Origin of the sequence: Kribbella sp. NBC_00482 (assembly GCF_036013725.1) — a bacterium.
GTDB lineage: Bacteria > Actinomycetota > Actinomycetes > Propionibacteriales > Kribbellaceae > Kribbella.
This window is the reverse complement of sequence record NZ_CP107881.1, coordinates 965,058-984,157: the sequence shown is the minus strand read 5'-3', so window position 1 is coordinate 984,157 and position 19,100 is coordinate 965,058. Positions and strand designations below refer to the sequence as shown.

At 69.7% G+C, this 19,100-nt stretch carries 18 protein-coding genes; 8 read left to right on the top strand and 10 right to left on the bottom strand.

Annotated features, from left to right (window positions below; genetic code table 11):
- Window positions 1–36: 36 nt before the first annotated feature.
- Window positions 37–1,773 (bottom strand): ABC transporter ATP-binding protein, encoded by a 1,737-nt coding sequence (locus tag OHB24_RS04990; protein WP_327637763.1) that lies wholly within the window; start codon window positions 1,771–1,773, stop codon window positions 37–39.
- Window positions 1,770–3,491: an ABC transporter ATP-binding protein gene (locus tag OHB24_RS04985; RefSeq protein WP_327637762.1), complete on the bottom strand. Its 1,722-nt coding sequence runs from the start codon at window positions 3,489–3,491 to the stop codon at window positions 1,770–1,772. The genes OHB24_RS04990 and OHB24_RS04985 overlap by 4 nt, the downstream gene beginning before the upstream one ends.
- Window positions 3,492–3,577: 86 nt before the next feature.
- On the opposite strand from OHB24_RS04985, the gene OHB24_RS04980 reads away from it, so the two are divergent.
- Window positions 3,578–4,186: a lysoplasmalogenase gene (locus OHB24_RS04980; RefSeq protein WP_327637761.1), complete on the top strand. Its 609-nt coding sequence runs from the start codon at window positions 3,578–3,580 to the stop codon at window positions 4,184–4,186.
- Window positions 4,187–4,265: 79 nt separating this feature from the next.
- Window positions 4,266–5,231, top strand: a complete 966-nt coding sequence (locus OHB24_RS04975) for a glycerophosphodiester phosphodiesterase (RefSeq protein ID WP_327637760.1) — start codon at window positions 4,266–4,268, stop codon at window positions 5,229–5,231.
- A 78-nt stretch (window positions 5,232–5,309) separates the two neighbouring features.
- On the opposite strand, the gene OHB24_RS04970 is transcribed toward OHB24_RS04975, so the two are convergent.
- A complete protein-coding gene (locus OHB24_RS04970; protein ID WP_327637759.1) occupies window positions 5,310–5,645 on the bottom strand; it encodes a PspC domain-containing protein in 336 nt (111 codons plus the stop codon).
- 129 nt (window positions 5,646–5,774) lie between these two features.
- Between OHB24_RS04970 and OHB24_RS04965 the strand changes: the two genes are divergently transcribed.
- From OHB24_RS04965 to groL, 4 genes are all read left to right on the top strand, one after another.
- Window positions 5,775–6,266, top strand: a complete 492-nt coding sequence (locus tag OHB24_RS04965) for a SigE family RNA polymerase sigma factor (protein ID WP_327637758.1) — start codon at window positions 5,775–5,777, stop codon at window positions 6,264–6,266.
- Window positions 6,263–7,090: a PASTA domain-containing protein gene (locus OHB24_RS04960; protein ID WP_327637757.1), complete on the top strand. Its 828-nt coding sequence runs from the start codon at window positions 6,263–6,265 to the stop codon at window positions 7,088–7,090. Before OHB24_RS04965 ends, OHB24_RS04960 begins: the two co-directional genes overlap by 4 nt.
- Before the next feature lie 32 nt (window positions 7,091–7,122).
- Window positions 7,123–7,458 carry an MmcQ/YjbR family DNA-binding protein gene (locus OHB24_RS04955; RefSeq protein WP_327637756.1) on the top strand — a complete coding sequence of 112 codons (336 nt, stop codon included), beginning with the start codon at window positions 7,123–7,125 and terminating at the stop codon, window positions 7,456–7,458.
- Between the two features lie 215 nt (window positions 7,459–7,673).
- A complete protein-coding gene (gene groL, locus OHB24_RS04950; RefSeq protein WP_327637755.1) occupies window positions 7,674–9,299 on the top strand; it encodes a chaperonin GroEL in 1,626 nt (541 codons plus the stop codon).
- A 156-nt stretch (window positions 9,300–9,455) separates the two neighbouring features.
- Here the strand turns inward: groL and OHB24_RS04945 are convergent, their stop codons facing one another.
- A complete protein-coding gene (locus OHB24_RS04945) occupies window positions 9,456–10,406 on the bottom strand; it encodes a glycoside hydrolase family 6 protein (RefSeq protein ID WP_327637754.1) in 951 nt (316 codons plus the stop codon).
- Window positions 10,407–10,460: 54 nt separating this feature from the next.
- Entirely contained in the window at window positions 10,461–10,880 is a 420-nt protein-coding gene (locus tag OHB24_RS04940; RefSeq protein ID WP_327637753.1) for a ribonuclease domain-containing protein, read from the bottom strand.
- Between the two features lie 216 nt (window positions 10,881–11,096).
- Here OHB24_RS04940 and OHB24_RS04935 point away from each other — a divergent pair, with 216 nt between their 5' ends.
- Window positions 11,097–12,029, top strand: a complete 933-nt coding sequence (locus OHB24_RS04935; protein WP_327637752.1) for a GNAT family N-acetyltransferase — start codon at window positions 11,097–11,099, stop codon at window positions 12,027–12,029.
- A gap of 75 nt (window positions 12,030–12,104) precedes the next feature.
- On the top strand, window positions 12,105–12,566 hold the full coding sequence (locus tag OHB24_RS04930) for a hypothetical protein (protein ID WP_327637751.1): 462 nt from the start codon (window positions 12,105–12,107) through the stop codon (window positions 12,564–12,566).
- Here OHB24_RS04930 and OHB24_RS04925 read toward each other — a convergent pair.
- The 5 genes from OHB24_RS04925 to OHB24_RS04905 are packed head-to-tail and all read right to left on the bottom strand — an operon-like array spanning window position 12,563 to window position 19,096.
- Entirely contained in the window at window positions 12,563–13,318 is a 756-nt protein-coding gene (locus tag OHB24_RS04925; protein ID WP_327637750.1) for an FHA domain-containing protein, read from the bottom strand. The genes OHB24_RS04930 and OHB24_RS04925 overlap by 4 nt on opposite strands.
- Entirely contained in the window at window positions 13,315–14,592 is a 1,278-nt protein-coding gene (locus OHB24_RS04920) for a vWA domain-containing protein (RefSeq protein WP_327637749.1), read from the bottom strand. The genes OHB24_RS04925 and OHB24_RS04920 overlap by 4 nt, the downstream gene beginning before the upstream one ends.
- Window positions 14,593–14,607: 15 nt before the next feature.
- On the bottom strand, window positions 14,608–15,681 hold the full coding sequence (locus OHB24_RS04915) for a PP2C family protein-serine/threonine phosphatase (RefSeq protein WP_327637748.1): 1,074 nt from the start codon (window positions 15,679–15,681) through the stop codon (window positions 14,608–14,610).
- Window positions 15,666–18,032 (bottom strand): serine/threonine-protein kinase, encoded by a 2,367-nt coding sequence (locus OHB24_RS04910; protein WP_327637747.1) that lies wholly within the window; start codon window positions 18,030–18,032, stop codon window positions 15,666–15,668. The genes OHB24_RS04915 and OHB24_RS04910 overlap by 16 nt, the downstream gene beginning before the upstream one ends.
- Window positions 18,029–19,096 carry a hypothetical protein gene (locus OHB24_RS04905; RefSeq protein WP_327637746.1) on the bottom strand — a complete coding sequence of 356 codons (1,068 nt, stop codon included), beginning with the start codon at window positions 19,094–19,096 and terminating at the stop codon, window positions 18,029–18,031. The genes OHB24_RS04910 and OHB24_RS04905 overlap by 4 nt, the downstream gene beginning before the upstream one ends.
- Between the last annotated feature and the right edge of the window lie 4 nt (window positions 19,097–19,100).

Sequence of the window (19,100 nt, the reverse complement as noted above, 5' to 3'; positions counted from 1 at the left end):
CAAGGTCAGAGGTGACCTTGTAAGGGGTTTCCGCTGTCAGCCGTGCCAGGAGTTCCACAGAGCGGCGTACGAACCTTGGCGGGCGACCAGCTCGTCGTGGCTGCCCAGCTCCGAGATGCGGCCGTCCTCCACCACCGCGACGCGGTCGGCGTCGTGGGCGGTGTAGAGACGGTGGGCGATCGCGATGACCGTCCGGCCTTCCAGTACGGCGGCCAGCGAGCGCTCCATGTGCCGCGCTGCCCGCGGGTCGATCAGCGACGTCGCCTCGTCGAGCACCAGCGTGTGCGGGTCAGCCAGCACCAGCCGTGCCAGGGCCAACTGCTGCGCCTGCGCCGGTGTCAACGCCAGCTGTCCCGAACCGACCCGGGTGTCGAGCCCGTCCGACAGCGCCACGGCCCACTCACGCGCGTCAACCGCACCGAGCGCGTCGAGCAGCTCCGCGTCCGTTGCGGACGGACGTGCCATCGAGAGGTTGTCCCGCAGCGTTCCGACGAAGACGTGGTGCTCCTGCGTGACCAGAGCGACCTGCTTGCGCAGCTCGTCCAGCGGCAGCTCTGTCATCCCCACACCGCCGACGGTCACCGAACCGGTCCGCGGCGGATGGATGCCCGCGACCAGCCGTCCCAGCGTCGACTTGCCCGCACCGGAGGGCCCGACCATCGCGATCCGCTCGCCCGGCTGGATCGTCAGGTCGATGCCGTGCAGTACGTCGCGGCCCTCGACGTACGAGAACCGCACGTCACGCGCCTCGACCAGCTCGCTGTCCGGCTCGCGCCCCGAGGGCGTCCGGTCGTCCGGTACGTCGCTGATGCCGAGGATTCGCGCGAACGCCGCACCGCCGGACTGGAGCTCGTCCAGCCAGGACAGCAACCGGTCGACCGGATCGAGCAGCTGGTTCACGTACAGCACGGCGGCTGTCACGGCGCCGAGCGAGGCGTGACCGTTGAGGTGCATCCAGCCGCCGAACAGCAGCGTGACCACGAGTGGCACGAAGTACCCGAGCTCGGCGGCCGGGAAGTACACGGTCCGCAGGAACAGCGTGTAGCGCTCGGCCAAGTAGCTTCCGCGGATGTCCGCGTCACCGCGCCGCACGCGGTCGTCGTACAGGCGCAGGGCCTCGACGGTCCGCGCGCCTTCGACCGTCTCCGCGAGCGAGCTGGTCATCTGCGCGTACGCCGCGTTCTCGCGGAGGTATCCGTCCTTGGCGCGGCGCAGGTACCACTTCGTGCTCAGCCAGAGCAGCGGGACCATCGCGACCATCGGCACCAGCACCCAGACGCCGACCAGCAGCGTGGCGACCACGGTGAAGATGATGGTCACGAACGCGATGATCGTCTCCGGTACGGCGAACCGCACGGTGCGGGACAGGGTGTCGACGTCCCGCGACGTCCGCGACAGCAGGTCGCCGGTGCCGGCCCGCTCGACCGTGCCGATCGGGAGCGCGAGCGCGTTGTCGACGAACTCCTCACGCAGCTCGGCCAGCACCTGCTCGCCGAGCGCGAACGACCGGTACCGCGCCCAGCGGGTCAGCAGCGACTGCGCGACGATGAAGCCGGCGATCACGATGATCACCAGGTTGACCTTCGCGGCGGTCGTGCCGTTCTGGACGTCCTGCACCAGATTGCCGATCAGCCGCGGCGCCGCGAGCCCGCTGACTGCCGCGAGCCCGTGCAGCACCAGCGCGATCGTCAGACTGCGCGGGTGCCGCCGGGCCAGTCGCCGGGCATTCCGCCGAATCTCGGCCGACCCGGCCACGGGCAGGATCTGCCTCATCGGAGGGCCTCCTCTTCTTCGGTCTGGCGGGTGACGGTCCTGCGGTACTGCGGGGTGCTCTCGAGCAGCTCGCGGTGTTTGCCGGTGGCAACGACACGGCCGCCGTCGACGAAGATCACCTCGTCGACGCGGTCCAGCAGCAGCGGGCTCGCGGTCAGTACGACGGTGCTGCGGCCGGACCGGTGGTCGCGCAGCCGGTCCGCGATCCGCGCCTCGGTGTGCGCGTCCACGGCCGAGGTCGGCTCGACCAGGACCAGCACGGACGGGTCCACGAGCAACGCGCGTACCAGGACCAGGCGCTGGCGCTGTCCACCGGAGAACGAGCGGCCCTTCTCCTCCACCTCGGAGTCGAGCCCGTCCGGCAGTGCGACAAGCACGTCCTCGGCGGACGCCGTACGCAGCGCGGCCATCAGTTCGTCGTCAGTACGGCGACCTGCTGGGTCCAGCTCCGTGCGCAACACACCGGTGAACAGCTGGGAGCCTGTGTCACTCACCAGGATCCGCTCGCGGACATCTGCCCGCGTAGCACTGGCCAGCGTCACACCGCCGTACCTGACCTCGCTGGAGTTGTCGTACCGACCCAGGCGGTCTGCGAGCTGGTCATAGGTGTCCGGCTCCGCGGACACGACTGCAGTGAGGAGACCGTCGCGGGCGCGGACGCCCGAGACCGGATCGACCAGGTCGCCGTGCTCCGGCAGCCGCACCGGTGTCGCCGGGTCGGTGATGTCGGTCTCCAGCTTGAGTACTCGGATGACCCGGCCTGCTGCGACCAGCCCACGCATCAGTTGGTTGGCGAACTCGGTCGCCGTACGCAACGGCAGCACCAGGAACGTCGCGTACCCGTAGAACGCGACCAGCGAGCCGGCGCTGAGGTCACCGCGCAGAGCGAAGTGCGCACCGAGACCGACCACCAGCACGACGAAAATGCCTGGCAACAACACCTGTGCCGCGTCCAGCACGGACTGGATGCCTGCCACCCGTACGCCGGCCTTCCGCACCTGCTGTGACTCGCTCCGGTAGCGCCGGGAGAACGACTCCTCGCCGCCGATCCCGCGCAGCACGCGCAGACCGGCCACGATGTCCGAACCCAGCGAGTTCAGCTCGCCGACGGCCTCGCGCTGCGCGGACTGCCGCTTGTGCAGCGGCCGCAGCATCGGACCCAGGCAGAACACCATGACCGGTACGCCGATGAGCACGACGAGGCCGAGCACGGTCGACGACGAGAGCAGGATGACCGCGACCACCACGAAAGCGACGATCGCGCCCGCGAACCGGGCCAAGACCTCCATCAGGTTCCCGATGTAAGCGAGGTCGCTCGCGCCGACGCTGACCACCTCGCCGGTGGCCAGCTGCTTGGGTAGCGTCGCGCCCAGGTCGGCCGATTTGCGCGTCACCACCTGGACCGTCCGGTACGCCGCGGTCAGCCAGTTGGTGACCGCGAACCGGTGCCGCATGATGCCCGCCGATGCCTGCACCATGCCGACCGCGAACAGCAGTGCGGTCCAGTGCAGCAGCCGCTCGCCGTCGCGCGCCGCGATGCCCTCGTCGATCGCCCGCCCGAGGATCGCCGGGACGAAGGCCTGCGCCGCCATCCACAAGATGCCGAACACCATCCCGCCCGCCAGCGTGCGTGCCTGACCGCCCGCGACCCACCACAGGTAGCGGGCCGGCGAGCGGTGATTCGGGACGCCGGGATCGGCGAGCGGCAGTTGTCTCATAGCCTCCTCAGGCTAGGTGCCGCCTCCGACACCCGCATGCGAATTACTCGCACCTGAGGACCCTCCGAACCGGCACCATCTAGGACATGACGAGGGGACGGGGCTGGCTGATCGCGTACGGCGTGCTGACAGTGGCACATCTGGTCACGATCGCGATCGGCGAGACGTGGTCCCAGGCGATCGCCAAGGTGCTCCTGATGCCGACGCTGGCGGTCTGGGCGCGACTGAACGGCGGTCCGGTCACGTTGCTGGTCGCACTGGGCGCGTCACTCGCCGGTGACTTCCTGCTGCAGATCGACCAGTTGCTACCGGGCATGCTGGCGTTCGGTGTGGCACATGTCTGCTACGCGGTGCTGTTCGCGCGCCGTGCGCGGCGACGGTCGCTGGCCGTGCTGGCGGCGTACGGCGTGGTCTGGGCGGGCGCACTGGTCATGCTGTGGCCTGGTCTGGGGGACAACCGGATCCCGGTGGTCGTGTACTCGCTGCTGGTCACTGCCACGGCTGTCACCAGCGGATGGAACGGCTGGCAGGCCGGACTGGGCGGTGCGCTGTTCCTGATCTCGGACGGGCTCATCGGCGCGGGTCTGGCAGAGCATGACTTCGCAGCACGCGATTACCTGGTGATGGCGACGTACTGCGTCGCGCAGTACCTGCTGGCCGGCAGTCTGCTCGTGGGGGCCAAGCACACGCGGTGACGGTGACGGTCGGTAGACCTTCACCTTGCGTTGGGCAACGGGTTCCCACAGGGTCATGTCCGGCCCCTGTCCTGGATCCATGTTGGTGATCGCGCATCGGGGAGCGAGTGGCTACCGCCCGGAACACACACCGGCGGCCTACCGGCTGGCGGCGGCCCAGGGAGCCGACTACCTGGAGCCCGACCTGGTCGCCACCCTCGACGGCGTCCTGGTCTGCCGGCACGAGAACGAGATCTCCGGTACGACGGACGTCGCGGAGCACCCGGTGTTCGCCGACCGGAGGATCACCAAGATCGTCGACGGGACCGCTGTCACCGGCTGGTTCGTCGAGGACTTCACGTTCGCCGAGCTGCGGACGCTCCCGGCCCGGGAGCGGATGCCCGCGCTCCGGGCGAACAACACGGCGTACGACGGGCTGGAGGAGATCCCCACCTTCGACGAGGTGGTCGCGCTGGCGCGCCGCGAGTCGGTGCGGCTGGGACGGCCGATCGGGGTCCTGCCGGAGATCAAGCACCCGGCGTACTTCCGGCGGCTCGGCCTGCCGCTGGAGGAGCTGCTCACCGAGCGGATCCTGGCGCTCGGGCTGCGTCCGGACGAGATCATGATCCAGTCGTTCGAGCCGACGAGCCTGCGGCGGCTGTCGGTGATGACACGGGTACCGCTGGTGCAGCTGATCGACTCCGAGAGCGCGCCGAACGACTTCCTGCGGACCGGTGACGGGCGCACGTACGCCGACCTGATCGAGCCGCGGGGGCTGCGCGAGATCGCGACGTACGCGCAGGTGCTGGCGCCGTACAAGGACCTGGTCGTGCCGCGCAGTGCGGACGGTTGTCTGGGGGAACCCACCCGCCTGGTCGACAACGCCCACCGCGCCGGTCTGGGCGTCCAGGTCTGGACGTTCCGCGCCGAGCGCCGCTTCCTGCCGACCGGGACCGATTTCCCGACAGAACTGGCTCGCTTCGCCGCACTGGGCCTGCAGGGCGTCTTTGCCGACCACCCGGACCAGGCAGTCGCAGCACTCCGCAAACCCGCCCTGAACGTCTAGCAAGCAGCAGCGGGGTGCCCGCTGCTTGCGGTCACCCCGCTGGGGGAGCTGCTGCGCCCGGTGAGGGCGCAGTGACGGTCACGCCGCCGGGGGCTTGTTGTTGGTGTCGTCGTAGAGGCGGGAAGCGATGTCGTCCTCGGTCGTGTCCTGGTTCTGGTTGACCGACTGCTGGACGTTCTGCCAGACCGCCTTGCCGTCGGACTCGGGGATCACGATCCAGGCGACCGCGTAGCCGATCAGCGCGGCGCCGCCGGTGATCAGGGTGAGGCCGACCCAGCCGAGGCGGACCAGGGTCACGTCGACGCTCAGGTACTCGGCGATGCCGCCGGACACACCGGAGAGCATCCGCTGGTTGCCGGAACGACGGAGGACCTTGCCGGACAGGTTCTGGAACGGTGCGTTGGAGTTCGTCATGGCTCTACTCTCCCGTGCCGGGGCCCCGCGCCACATCAGGATCGGTACCGACCGACCCCTGACCCGCCCCTGACGACTTTCGTGGAACCTACCGCCTCCCCCAGGCTGTCTCTAAGGGTGAGGAGGGGTATGGACGAGTTCACCGAGTACGTCACCGCGCGCTGGCCCACGCTGGTCCGCTCCGCGGTTCTGCTCGGGTGTACGCCGTCCGAAGCGGAGGACCTCGTCCAGTCCGCGCTGGAGCGCTGCCTGCTCAAGTGGAACCGGGTACGGGCAGCGGAGGACCGTGACGCGTACGTGCACCGCGTACTGGTCAACTGCTTCCGCTCCTCCCGCAGGCGTCGCTGGCACGGGGAGCTGCCGTCCGCGTCCCTCCCGGAGTCCCCGGGCAGTGACCAGACAGCAGGTGTCGACGACACGGACGCCGTGATGCGCGCACTCGACCGCCTGCCGGGCGAGCAGCGCACAGCCGTCGTACTGCGGTACTACGCGCACCTGAGCGAGCAGCAGATGGCGTCCGTTCTGGGCGTCGCCGCCGGCACGGTCAAGAGCCGACTGTCCCGAGCGGTGAAGGCCCTGGCACAGGACCCACACCTGGCAGAACTGCGAGAACCCCGATGACCGACCTGACCGACCTCCTGGCCCGCACCGCCGACCAGACCCCCGTAGGCCCACCCCCGCTGGACGCCCTCCGCGCCGGAGCCACCCGCCGACGCCGCCGCCGTACGACGGCACTCACAGTCACCGCCGTGGTCGCTGTCGCTGCCGTGATCGGCGGAACGACCCTCCTGACCTCCCACGACCCAACCACCCCCGTGACGTCCCCAACCCCGACTCCAGCCACACCCGCGACCCGCCTGGTCGGCCAGGGCCACGCAGCAATCGCTGTTCCGGCGGACTGGCCGACCAACAAGAGCAGATGCGGCACGCCGCTACAGGACACGGTGCAGATCGATGACCCGAGCGCCGCGCAGTACTGCCTGGTGTTTCGCCCGGCCGGCGTCGAAACCGTGATCCTCGGTCGCGGCGGACCTGAACCGGGGATCAAGACCGACGAGGACATCACGATCGGCGGGGTGCCCGCCGTGCGTCGGCAGACGACCTGCCGGACCGGGACCAACAAGGTCCGGATCTGCACGGGTGAGGTGCGCTTCCACGACTTCTGGTTCCGGGTCGAGTCCTCCACGAGCGCCGCCGAGGTCGACAGGCTGCTCTCACAGGTGGTGGTCACGCCGGACCTGGTCGGCGTACCGAGCTTCCAGTCGCTTCCGCAGATACTGACGGGGGCGGAGTACACCGCCGTGCTCAAGGAGCTGGGGCTGAAGGCGACGCTCCGGTACACGAAGAACCCCAACTACCTGCCTGGGCAGGTCCTCGGCGTCTCGCGGGCTCCCGGCACGATGGTGGCGCTCGGGACGGCTGTGACGGTCACCGTGGTCAAGTGAAACTGTCGGTGGCGCCGCCTAGCGTGCTGGACATGGATGTGCAGGCGGTGGTGAAGGTGATGGCGGGGTTGCCGGGCGCCGAGGAGCAGGAGGGGTGGGCGGGGCAGCCGGTCTTCAAGGTCCGCAACAAGAGCTTCGCGTACCTGTCCGAGGACCAGACCCGGCTGCACCTCAAGGCGCTCCGCGAGGAGCAAGAGGCCCTCGTCGCCGAGAACCCGGAGGTCTACACCCCCTCCTGGGCGGGCGGCCGCTTCGCCTGGATCCTGATCCACGTGGACCTGGCCGACGAGGAAGAGCTCCGCGAACTGGTCACCGAAGCCTGGCGCCTCACGGCCCCGAAGTACCTGATCGCCCAGCTGGACAGCTAAGGGCTGGCTTGCACTCGCTTGGGTCGAGTGCTAATACTTGGTTAGCACTCCATGGGTGAGAGTGATAAGTGCTCGCGCCCGGTGGAGTGTGTAAGAAGACGGCCTCGATGAGGTGCTGGAGCGCGGCGGGACATGAGCGTCGCGGGCCGGTGCCGTCCGTCGCGGGCATCGGGCCGGCTGAACACAAAGACTCGACGCGGGAGGACTCGCGGAGAATGCCCAAGCTGATTGCTTTCGATGAAGAGGCGCGCCGCGGCCTCGAGCGGGGAATGAACACCCTCGCCGACGCCGTCAAGGTGACGCTTGGCCCGAAGGGCCGCAACGTCGTTCTGGAGAAGAAGTGGGGCGCACCCACGATCACCAACGACGGCGTCTCCATCGCCAAGGAGATCGAGCTCGAGGACCCGTACGAGAAGATCGGGGCCGAGCTCGTCAAGGAAGTTGCCAAGAAGACCGACGACGTCGCTGGTGACGGTACGACCACCGCCACCGTGCTGGCCCAGGCCCTCGTTCGCGAGGGGCTGCGCAACGTTGCCGCCGGCGCCAACCCGATGGGCCTGAAGAAGGGCATCGAGAAGGCGACCGAGGCCGTCAGCGAGCAGCTGCTGGCGCTGGCCAAGCCGGTCGAGACCCGTGAGCAGATCGCGGCGACCGCGTCCATCTCGGCCGCGGACAACCAGGTCGGCTCGATCATCGCCGAGGCGATGGACAAGGTCGGCAAGGAAGGTGTCATCACCGTCGAGGAGAGCAACACCTTCGGCCTCGAGCTCGAGCTCACCGAGGGTATGCGCTTCGACAAGGGCTACATCTCGCCGTACTTCGTGACCGACACGGACCGGATGGAGGCCGTCCTCGACGACCCCTACATCCTGGTCGTGAACAGCAAGATCGGCAGCATCAAGGACCTGGTCCCGGTGCTGGAGAAGGTCATGCAGACCGGCAAGCCGCTGGCGATCATCGCCGAGGACGTCGAGGGCGAGGCCCTGGCGACCCTGGTCGTGAACAAGATCAAGGGCACCTTCAAGGCCGTCGCCGTCAAGGCGCCGGGCTTCGGTGACCGCCGCAAGGCCATGCTGGTCGACATCGCCGTCCTCACCGGCGGCGAGGTGATCTCCGAGGAGGTCGGCCTCAAGCTCGACACCGTCGAGCTGGAGCTGCTCGGTCAGGCCCGCAAGATCGTCGTCACCAAGGACGAGACGACCATCGTCGAGGGCTCGGGCGACGCCGACCAGATCACCGGCCGGGTCAACCAGATCCGCGCCGAGATCGAGAAGTCGGACTCCGACTACGACCGCGAGAAGCTGCAGGAGCGTCTGGCCAAGCTGGCCGGCGGTGTTGCGGTCATCAAGGTCGGCGCGGCCACCGAGGTCGAGCTGAAGGAGCGCAAGCACCGCATCGAGGACGCCGTTCGCAACGCGAAGGCGGCCGTCGAGGAGGGCATCGTCGCCGGTGGCGGCGTGGCTCTGCTGCAGGCGTCGGTGATCGCGTTCGAGAAGCTGGACCTCGAGGGTGACGAGGCGACCGGTGCGGAGATCGTCCGCAAGGCCGTCGAGGCGCCGCTGAAGCAGATCGCCGTGAACGCCGGCCTCGAGGGCGGCGTCGTGGTGGAGAAGGTTCGCAACCTCGAGCCGGGCTGGGGCCTCAACGCCGCGACCGGTGAGTACGTGGACCTGATCAAGACCGGCATCATCGACCCGGCCAAGGTGACGCGCTCGGCGCTGCAGAACGCAGCGTCCATCGCGGCCCTGTTCCTCACCACCGAGGCCGTCATCGCCGACAAGCCGGAGAAGGCAGCAGCCGCTCCGGGCGGCGCGCCCGACATGGGCGGCATGGACTTCTGATCCAGTAGTCCGACAGCACACGCAGTACACCAAGAGGTCCCGGGCTCCGGCCCGGGACCTCTTGCGTCTGGGCGTTGCACAGGAAGTGGTGGCGGTGCACCTCTTATTCCATGTTCAACGGGCCCGGCGCGCGGGTCCTGCCCCGACTCGCGGCAGTCAGGTGCCGGTGATCAGGTGGTGGGCCAATAGCGGGGAGAAGGTTCTGGTGGGGAGGTCTGGGGTGAGGCCGCAGGGGCCGTCGGATTCGCCGGGGGTGCGGAGCCAGAGGTGGAGGTCGACCGGGGCGGGGGTGCGTGCCGGGGGAGTGCCTAGTTTGCGGGCGGGTGGGTTGCAGGAGCTGCCGTCGGAGCCGTTGCCGTTGCGGCTGGTGTCGACGATGTAGTGGGTGCCGCCGCCGAGGGCTTGCAGGATCTCGTTTCCGCGGGTGACCGACTGCTCGGTGGTGAAGTAGTTCGCGGTGTTCAGCGCGAACCCGCGCACCTTGCCGATGTCCGCGAGCCGCAACCGGCGCGCCATCTCCTTCGCGTCACCGGACGTCACGTTCCCGGCGTCGAGATACGTCCACGTGTTCGGGTTCTTCACCGCCAGCACCCCCACGGCGTACTTCAGCAGCGCGATCCGCGCGTCCCACTCCGACGTCGGGTAGCAGTCGAGCCGCGCCAGCGCATCCGGTTCGAGAACCACCACCGCCGGCCGTGTCCCGATCCCGGCCGACACCGCCGCGATCCACGTCCGGTACGCCGCGTCCGACGCGGCTCCGCCGCCGATCCCGCACTGGCGTCCCGGAAGGTTGTCCGTCACCAGCACCGGCAACTTGCCCGCCTTGCCCGCTGCCGTCGTGTACGCCGTGACACTCGCCTGCACGTCTCCGCTCCACGCGCCGACCCACCGCGCCGACGCCTGCGCGGCGATCTTCGACGCGAGCTCGGTGTCCTCCGGATGCCGCCGTACATACGCGGCAGCGGATGAAGCCGGGTCGACGTAGAACCCGGTGGTGAGCTTCAGCGGATCGCCGGTCGCTTCGGCCAGCCCGGACTCGGGCCGGCCGAAGACGAGCAGCGCGGCGGTCAGCAACAGGCCAGCAACTACCGGACGCGTGGTCGGCATCGTGAAGGATCCTCCTGATCACTCAACGTGCCGATGACATTACTCTTCGGCAGCTCAGCTGTTCTCGTCGACCTCGCAGAACGAGGCGTAGTGGTCGCTGGTGTAGTAGACGTGTTCGGGTGTGGTCGTCGCGCCGCCGCCGCCGACCAGCCGGCGGGCGCCGCGGTCGGGGGAGCCGGGCGTGATCACGGTGTACTCGTGGTAGTACCCGCTGGACTCGTCCGGGAGGATGCCCTCCCGGTTCGAGAAGACGGTGCCGTCCTGGTCGTACGGGAACGGTCCGCCGGAGTGGATCAGCTCGAGCGTGTCGGAGGCTTGCGACGGCAGCGAGCTGAGTGCGCAGGTGTCGATCGCGGCCGGCGCGGTGGCGACGGTCGTGACGGTGGTGGTGGGGGCGGGGGCTGGGGCGGCGTAGGCCGTGGGACCCAGGGCGGCGGTGGCTGCCAGGGTCACGGCGGCGATGAGGGTTCTCATGCCCGGAGGCTTCCCGCCCGGAACGACGCCGGTACATCCCAGCTGTGAATAACAGGTGGACTATGACCCCGACGTACACCTAAAGTCTGGCGCGGGCGAGAGAGATCCCGGAGCGGAAGGAGCGACCGATGAAGACACTGACTTGTTTCCCGGCGCGCCCGACCCGCTCGCACAGCTCGCACTGAGCGGAGCAGCGCGCCTCCTGCTGGAGGATCTGTGACCATCCGCAACACCGTCGAGGCAGACCTCGACACCATCTTTGCTCTGATCGAGCAGAAGTCCGTCAACACCGTCACCGCCGAGCGCTTCCGCGAGTACGTTGCCAGCGGCTACTACAAGCACGAATGGAACTGGGTCGTCGAGGAGAACGGCGCGATCCAAGCCCTCGCGATCTGGTGGGGCGTCCCGGGCGAGAGCCACCCGTACAGCATCGACGGCCTCTACTACGCCGGCGACGGTGCCCCGGTCCCGGTGTGGACCGAGCTGCTGAAGTACGCCGTCGCGTCCCGGCCGGCCGATGCCGAGCCGCCGGAGTACCACTTCTTCCTGGACAGCAACTGGCAGGACCAGCCAGACGTCGTCGCGGCGCTGCAGGTCCGGAGTCAGGCGGCCGTCGCTGTCGGCTTGACCGGGATCACCGATCGGCTGCGCTACGAGTGGAAGCCGGAGTACGGGCTGCCGGAGCGGTCCACCCGGCTGAAGTTCGAGCCGGCCGACGACGAGGCGTTCGTCGACGTGTTCATGCGGGTCAGTGACGGCAGCCTGGACGCCGCGACCGCGCGGGAGATCGCGCGACTCGGCGCCGAGGGTGCGGCCCGCGAAGAGCTGGCGATGTACAAGTCGATGCCGGGCGACCGGGACTGGTGGCGGCTCGCGTACGACGGCGACGGCGAACTGGTCGGGTTCGAGATCCCGTCGGCGAACGCGGGCGGGCCGGTCGTCGGGTACCTCGGCGTCCTGCCGGAGCATCGCGGGCACGGGCTGAGCGACGACCTGCTGGCCGAGATCACGCACCAGCTGGCGGAGACCGGCGCCGAACACATCCGGGCCGACACCGACTTCGGCAACGTCCCGATGGCGAAGAGCTTCGAGCGCCAGGGGTACCGGAAGTTCGCCGTACGCCGGGTACTGGCCTTCCCGGAGAACTGAGCGCGAGGTACTGACGCGCACGCCCCGAATCCCTATGCTCCCTGACATGTCAGAGAGTTTTGGGGGAGCGGGGCGATGCGTGACATCGCTCTGATTCTGCATGTCCTGGCCGGTGTGCTCGCAGTGGTGTTCGGCCCGTTGGCGATCGTGCTCACATTGCGCCGCCACGGGCTGAACTGGGCCGGCGAGGTCTACCACTGGGCGATCGCGGGGGTCTGCCTGACCGCGCTCGTGATGGTCCCGTACGACTGGGGCCGGCTCTGGTACTTCTGGCCGATCACGATCGCGTCGTACCTGTTCGTGTACATCGGCCAGCGCGCGGCCGAGGCGCCCGGCGGGCTCTGGTACCGCGGCGTCCTGCGCGGGTACGGCGGCGGTTGGATAGCGCTGTGGACCGCGATCGCGGTCGTCTCCCTGCCGCACCAGTGGTGGTCGTGGGCGATCCCGATCGTGGTCGGCTCGGCCGTGATCGAGTGGCTGTGCTTCAACCCGTTGCCGGGCTGGACCAAACCGGCCCAGCCCAGCGCAAAGGCCTAGGCCTGTCCGGCCTGCTCCTCCGGGGTTGCCTTGCGGACCACGAGGCGGGTCCAGGCGCCGACGTAGACACGGTCGTCGGGGTTCAGCTCCTGCCGCTGGCCCGGGATGATCGGGGTCTCCGGGAGCGGTCCGGCGGCGGAGGCGACGTACGTGCCGTTGGAGGACTGCAGGTCCTCCACCCACCAGCGCTGGCCGTCGGTGGTCAGCTGGGCCTGCCGGCGGCTGACGCCGGTGTCGTCGCCGCAGTCGATCTCCGGCGAGATGCCGCGGCTACGGGACGGCCGGCCGATCAGCAGGCTCTTCTCGGTCAGCGGGATCACCGTCGGCAGCCCCGGTGACGGACACGGGTCGTCACTCTGCTGTACGGCGTACCAGTCCGGGTCGACCCAGCGCTCGACGACCCACTCGGCCAGCGCGGCCGGTGCCGACGGGGTCGCCGGTGGGGTTGCCGGAGCAGGGCCGGAGGACAGGTCGAGCGACGAGGCCGGTCGCGGCATGGTGCCGGTGGTGAAGTCGTAACCGCAGCTCTCGCAGAACAACGCGTCGGGGGCGGCCGCCTCCGAACAGTTCGGACAGGCCTGCGCAGCCGGGGCGGCGGGAGGGGTCGCCGAGGAACCGGGGTCAGGGGCGGGCGCCGCCGACGCAGCGGGGTCCGCGCTGCTCGCTGGTGCCCCGGCCGGGATGGGGAGGCCGCAGACGTCGCAGTAGTCGGTGGAGGTGGACGGATGTCCACTGGGACAGTTCACGGTCATTTCCGCACCCGGGTGGTCTTGGTGGAGGCCGTGTCGAGCGCCATCTCATCGGCTTTCTCGACCGTCCGCTTCAGCCGCACCGTACCCGTATCCTGGTCGTCGATCTCGACAACCTTCCGCAGCCGCGTCGTCGCCTCTTCGTTGCCGGTCTGAGCGGCGAGCTGCACCGCGCGACCGAGCTTCGTGGTCGCCGTCGCCGTGTCGCCGACCGCCTTCGCGGCCAGACCGTCCTGGATCGCCTGCGCCAGCTCGGTCTGTCCGGTGTAGTGCGCGACCTCCGGGTTGATCCGGGTGGTGAGCGCCTCGTCCGCGGACCACAGCGCCTTCACCAGGCCCTGCGCGACGTTGTCGTTGCCCAGCACCAGCTGGACGCGTGCCGCGAGCTGCTCCTGCCCGACCGCCTTCGCGGCCAGCCGGATCGCCACGTGGTAGTCGCGGGACTCGTCACCCCACGAGCCGGTCGGGTACGACCCCGTCAACGGGTTGATCGACGTACGCCGGGACGTCAGGTCCTCGACCGTCGGTGCGACCTGCCGGACGAACAGCACCTCAGCACCCTGCGGCGCCCAGACGCGCAGATCGGCCTGCGCGACGCCACGGCCCATCGCGTTCTGGATCAGCTTGGAGAACTCGGCGGCCAGCTGGTCCGGCGCCGGGATGATGTCGACGGTCCCGAGCAGGGCCTGCGCGATCCGGCGTACCTCGTCCACCTGCCAGGCCACGCCGACACCGCGGGTGTCGCACTGGAACTGGCCGGTCACCGCCTCGATCGTCTGGGTCAGCGCCTGCGGCGTCTCGTGCTGGTTCTCACCGTCGGTCAGCAGGATGGCGTGCTTCTGCGTCAGCGACGGAACGGTGGCGAAGACCCGCGACGCCAGCCGCAGCCACGTGCCCATCGCGGTCCCGCCGTCGGCGTAGAACCGGGACACGGCGTCCTTGGCGGCCTGCCGGGTGTACGGGTCCATCTTGACCATCACCGGCTCCGCAGACGGCGGGAACGCCAGCTGCGCGCGGTCGTTGCCGGAGATCACCGCGAACCAGACGCCGTCGAGGATCTGGTCGAGCGCGGTCTGCGCGGCGTATGCGGCCGCCTGGACACCGTCGCGACCCATCGAGCCGGAGGTGTCGACGATGATGATCTCGCCCGCGTCGCCGCTGCCGGACTGCCCTGCGGCGCCGGCACCGGTGCAGTTCACCGTGACGATGGCGTGCACGTCGGTCCCGCCGTCCGGCAGGAACTCGTTCTGGTAAACGGAGGCGGTGAAGTCGGCCATCTCGGGTCCCTCTCCTTAAATCCGTGCGAGCGCGACGGTGATGTTGTCCTGACCGCCCTGGGCGTTGGCCCAGTCAACCAGGGCGGACGCGGTGGCCAACGGCTCGCCGCCCTTGTCCGCAGCTGTCTGACGTACGAGCTCGGCCAGCGGTGCCGCCTCCGAGCAGTAGTTCCAGAGGCCGTCCGAGCAGACCAGCAGCCAGCCCGGACCGCTCACCTGCAGGGTTGTGGTCCGTGGAGTGTGGTCCGGTGCGTCCTTGCCGAGCCAGCGGGTGATCGCGTGCGCGTGCGGACCGGACTCGGCCTCCTCGCGCGAGACCCCGGTGGCGATCAGCTCGGCCGCCCACGAGTCGTCGACGGTCAGTGCGACCGGCTCGGCCGCGTCCGGGAACCAGTACGCGCGACTGTCGCCGACAGTGCCCGCCACCAGCAGCCCGTTCTCCAGGACTGCCGCGACGAACGTGCAGGACGCCGGGTTGGGGCTGTCCGGACTGGTGTTGTCGAGTACGGCGTCACTCGCCGCGTCGGCCGCCGCCTTGAGCCGGGCCGCGATCGCGCTCGCCCGCGACGATTCGGTGCCGAGGCCCTGCGCGTGGCCGGCCTCGAGCACCTCACGCGCTGCCCGGGCGGCCGCGAGTGAGGCGACGTCCGAGTCGAGTGACGAACTGACGCCGTCGCACACCACCAGCAGCGCCCGGCTACCCGGCTCGGCGTCCGCGGCGATCGCCATCGCGTCCTCGTTCCGGCTGTGCCGGATGCCGCGGTCGCACACTCCGGCCACCCACGCTGTGGGCTGCTCCTCGAAGTGGTCGCGCGGCTTGGCCGCCTTGGTGCCACAGGTCTCGCAGTACCCGTCCGCGCTGACGGTTCCGCCGCACGACCGGCACGGGCCGGGGGCTGCAGGCTCCGCACCGGCCACCGCGCCGATCTCCACGGTCGGCTCGGTGTCGGTGTCCAGTGCCGGTGAGGTCGGGGCGGTCCCCGGCTTCAGCTCGGCGCCGCAGGCCTCGCAGAACAGGTCCGCCTCGGACACCGTCCCGCCGCAGCTGGGGCAGACCGTGTCGGTCGTACTCGTCATCGCAACGTCCATCCTCGAACCTCGTTGGCCTGGTCGACCAGGGCGATCCGTTCCGGCCGGGTCTGCGCCTGGTCGGCCAGCAGCCGGTAGGTGGCCTCGAGCCCGTCCCGCAGGGAGGTCTCGGTGGCTGCCCGTCCGTCGATCCGCAGAGCTTCCTGCGGACCTGACTGCTGGACCTCGGTGAGCGCGGTCCGGAACACGTTCGCGGCCAGGTTGGCCCGGTCGACCGGGTCGATGGTCAGCGTCGCGATGCTGTCCATCGCCTGGGCGAGCGCGGGAAGGCCACGCCCCGATCCTGCCAGTACACCGGCTCGCTGGCGACGAGCACGTACGTACTCGCCGCTGGTCCGCGGCACCAGGTCGAGCGCGTTGAGCGCACCGTCCAGGTCGTTGCGCGAGGTCCTGATGTTGGTCAGGCCGAATGCCGAGGGTGCGATGTAGTTGGCATCGGTGCGCGCACAGGTGAGGTAGAGGCCCTCGGCAACGTCGAACTCGCCGCTGTGCTCACAGGCGATCGCCAGCGCCAGTTTCGGCGCCAGCTCACCCGGCACCTGGCCGTAGACGGCGTTGAACGCGGACTGCGCCGTTTTCGAGTCGCCACGGGCCAGGGCGACCAGTCCGGCCATCCAGACCGCACGCCACTCCCACGGGTCCTCGTTGAGCAGGTCGGCCACCGCGGTGTCGACCATGTCGTAGCGCTCGGGCCCGACCTCCAGCGCTGCTTCTGCGACCTCCAGCAGCGTCTGCGCCGACTGCTCCGGCGCGTCGACCAGTAGCTCCAGCCGCTTCGCCGGGTCCGGCACGCTGACCGTCTTCAGCCAGCTGGCCATCTTGTCGCTGTCGTCCGGCGCCAGCGACGGCAGCTGCTGCCACGGCTGGGCCGCCTCGCCCAGTCCGGCGGCCCTGTCGCCCGGCGTACCGAACAGGAGCGACGACGCCGAGTGCTGGGCCGCCTTGACGCCCTGCTTGTCGGCCACGACCTCCCGCAGTACGCCGAGCAGCTGCACGCGGAACTCGTCGGCGGACTGGAACCGGTCCGCAGGGTCCTTCGCGCACGCCTTGGCCAGCAGGCGGAACACCGAGTCGTACTTCTGGAACAGCGGTACGTCGGCCACTGGCGGCAGCGTGTCGATGAACCGGCTCTGGTAACCGCGGAACTCCATCGCGAGCACGCACAGCGTCCGGCCGAGCGTGTAGATGTCGGAGGCGACCGACGGTCCGACCTCGGCGACCTCGGGCGCCTGGAAGCCGACCGTGCCGTAGATCGCCGAGTCCAGGTCGTCGATCCGCCGGACACCGCCGAGGTCGATCAGCTTGACCGCGTCACCGACCTGGATGATGTTGTCCGGTTTGAAGTCGCAGTACACCAGGCCGAGGTCGTGCAGGTACGAGAACGCCGGCAGGATCTCCAGCAGGTACGCGATCGCCACGTCGATCGGCAGCGCGTCGTACTGGCCGTTGTTGGCGGACATCCGCTGCTTGAGCAGCGTCTTCAGCGAGGTGCCGCCGACGTACTCCATGACGATGTAGCCGGCGCCGTCGTGGGTGACGAAGTTGTAGATCTCGACGATCAGCGGGTGCTCGACTCGGGCCAGGAACTGCTGCTCGGCGATCGCGGCCGCGACCGCGTCCGGGTCCTCGGAGTTCAGCAGGCCCTTCAGGACGACCCAGCGGTTGGACACGTTCTGGTCCTGGGCCAGGTAGATCCAGCCGAAACCACCGTGCGCCAGGCAGCCGCGGACCAGGTACTGCCCGCCGACCAGGTCGCCGTCCTGCAGCTTCGGCGAGAACGAGAACCGGTTGCGGCAGTTCGGGCAGAACCCCTCGGTCCGGCCCGGCTGATCGTTGCGGGAACGGCCGACCGCGTGGCCGCAGCTCGGGCAGTTCCGGCGGTCCTCCGGGACCATCGGGTTGGCCAGGATCGCCTTGCTCGCGTCGATCGCCGGGATCGTCGGTACGTGGGTCAGTCCGGCACCGAGCCGCGCGCCGCGCAGCCGGGTGGACGATGTACCGAGCTTGCGGGTCAGCTTCGAGCCGGCCTGTCCCGCACGCGCCGAGCCGAGTGGCGTGGAGGCCAGCCGGTTCGAGGCGCGGGAGACGGTCGACACCGTGCTGAGCGCGTCCGGCTCGCCGCTGGCCGCGGTGCCGCCGCCCGGTGCGGGGGAGCCGCACACGTCGCAGTACCCGTCGACATAGGTCCCCGTGCAGCCCGGCTGCGTGCACGCACCAGTCGTAGAGACAGCAGCCGGCGCAGCGGCACCGGCACTCGTCGACGTGGCCGCGGGGGAGCCGCAGACGTCGCAGTACCCGTCCACGATGGAGCCGGTACAGCCCGGCTGGGTGCAGGCGGTGTTGGTCGTCATTTCGTCCCTTCCAGGTAGGCCTGGTAGGCCGCTACCAGTGCGCCGAGGCGAGCCAGTTCCACCGGCTCGGTCTCGATCACCGCTCGGCCGCGCCGGTACAGCTCGGCGAGATCTTCGTTGCCCGGGGCAACACTTGCCGCCTTCACCTGATAGGCGTCCAGCAGTTGGGTCAACTCGTCACGTCGTTGCAGCGCGGTGCCGTACGCCGCCTGCGCCTGACCGAGCGCCCGCCGTACGGCGTCCAGCCGGGTCAGGTACTTCTCCAGCTCGGCCGGGGTGTTCGGCACCGGCCCGAGCGCGGTCACATCCGGTACGGCGAGACGCGGGGCCGGACTGACCGTCGCGACCGCCTTGTCCGCCAACGCGCGCACAGCCTTGCCCTGAGCTTCCAGCTCGCCGCGTACGGTGCGGGCCCGGGCGACGTCGGCGGCGCGTTCCTTGCGGGTGGCGGCGCCGACGATCAGATCCCGCTCCGTGCGCGCCGCGTCCATGTCCAGCGGGCCGATCAGCCCGCCGATATCGGCGCCACGCTTGTTGCGGTCGGTCAGGTCGACGAGCCGGCGGTCGAGGTCGTGGTGCTTCGCGAGCGCGTCGTTGCGGACGTTCGCCGGCTCCTGCTTGACCAGGTCGCTGATCCGCTCCACCTGCGCACGCAGCTGCCGCAGCCGGGCGGCGAGGTCTGCGTCGCCGGGCTGGAGCATGAGCTTCGCGCGCAGGCTGGACGCCAGCGCGTCCGACAGTTTGCAGGCCTCGGGCAACGAAACGGCGAGCGAACCGCCCGCGCCGCCGGCGTCCAGGCCGCCCCAGATCAGCGTGGAGATCCGCTCGGTCTCCGTCTGCCCGACCCGGCCCGAGTCCCAGGTGACGAGGATCAACTCGTACCGGTCCGAGACCGCCTTCCAGACCGTCATGCTGAGCACGATGTCAGCACTCAGAGCGTCCCCGTCGGGCGAGTGCAGGGCGGCCTGATCCAGCTCGTCCAGCTCCGCCTTCCGCCGATCCCGCCACTCCCCGAGCACACCAAGGTACGAGAGCAGCTCCGTAGCAGGAACACTGCTCCCCATCCTC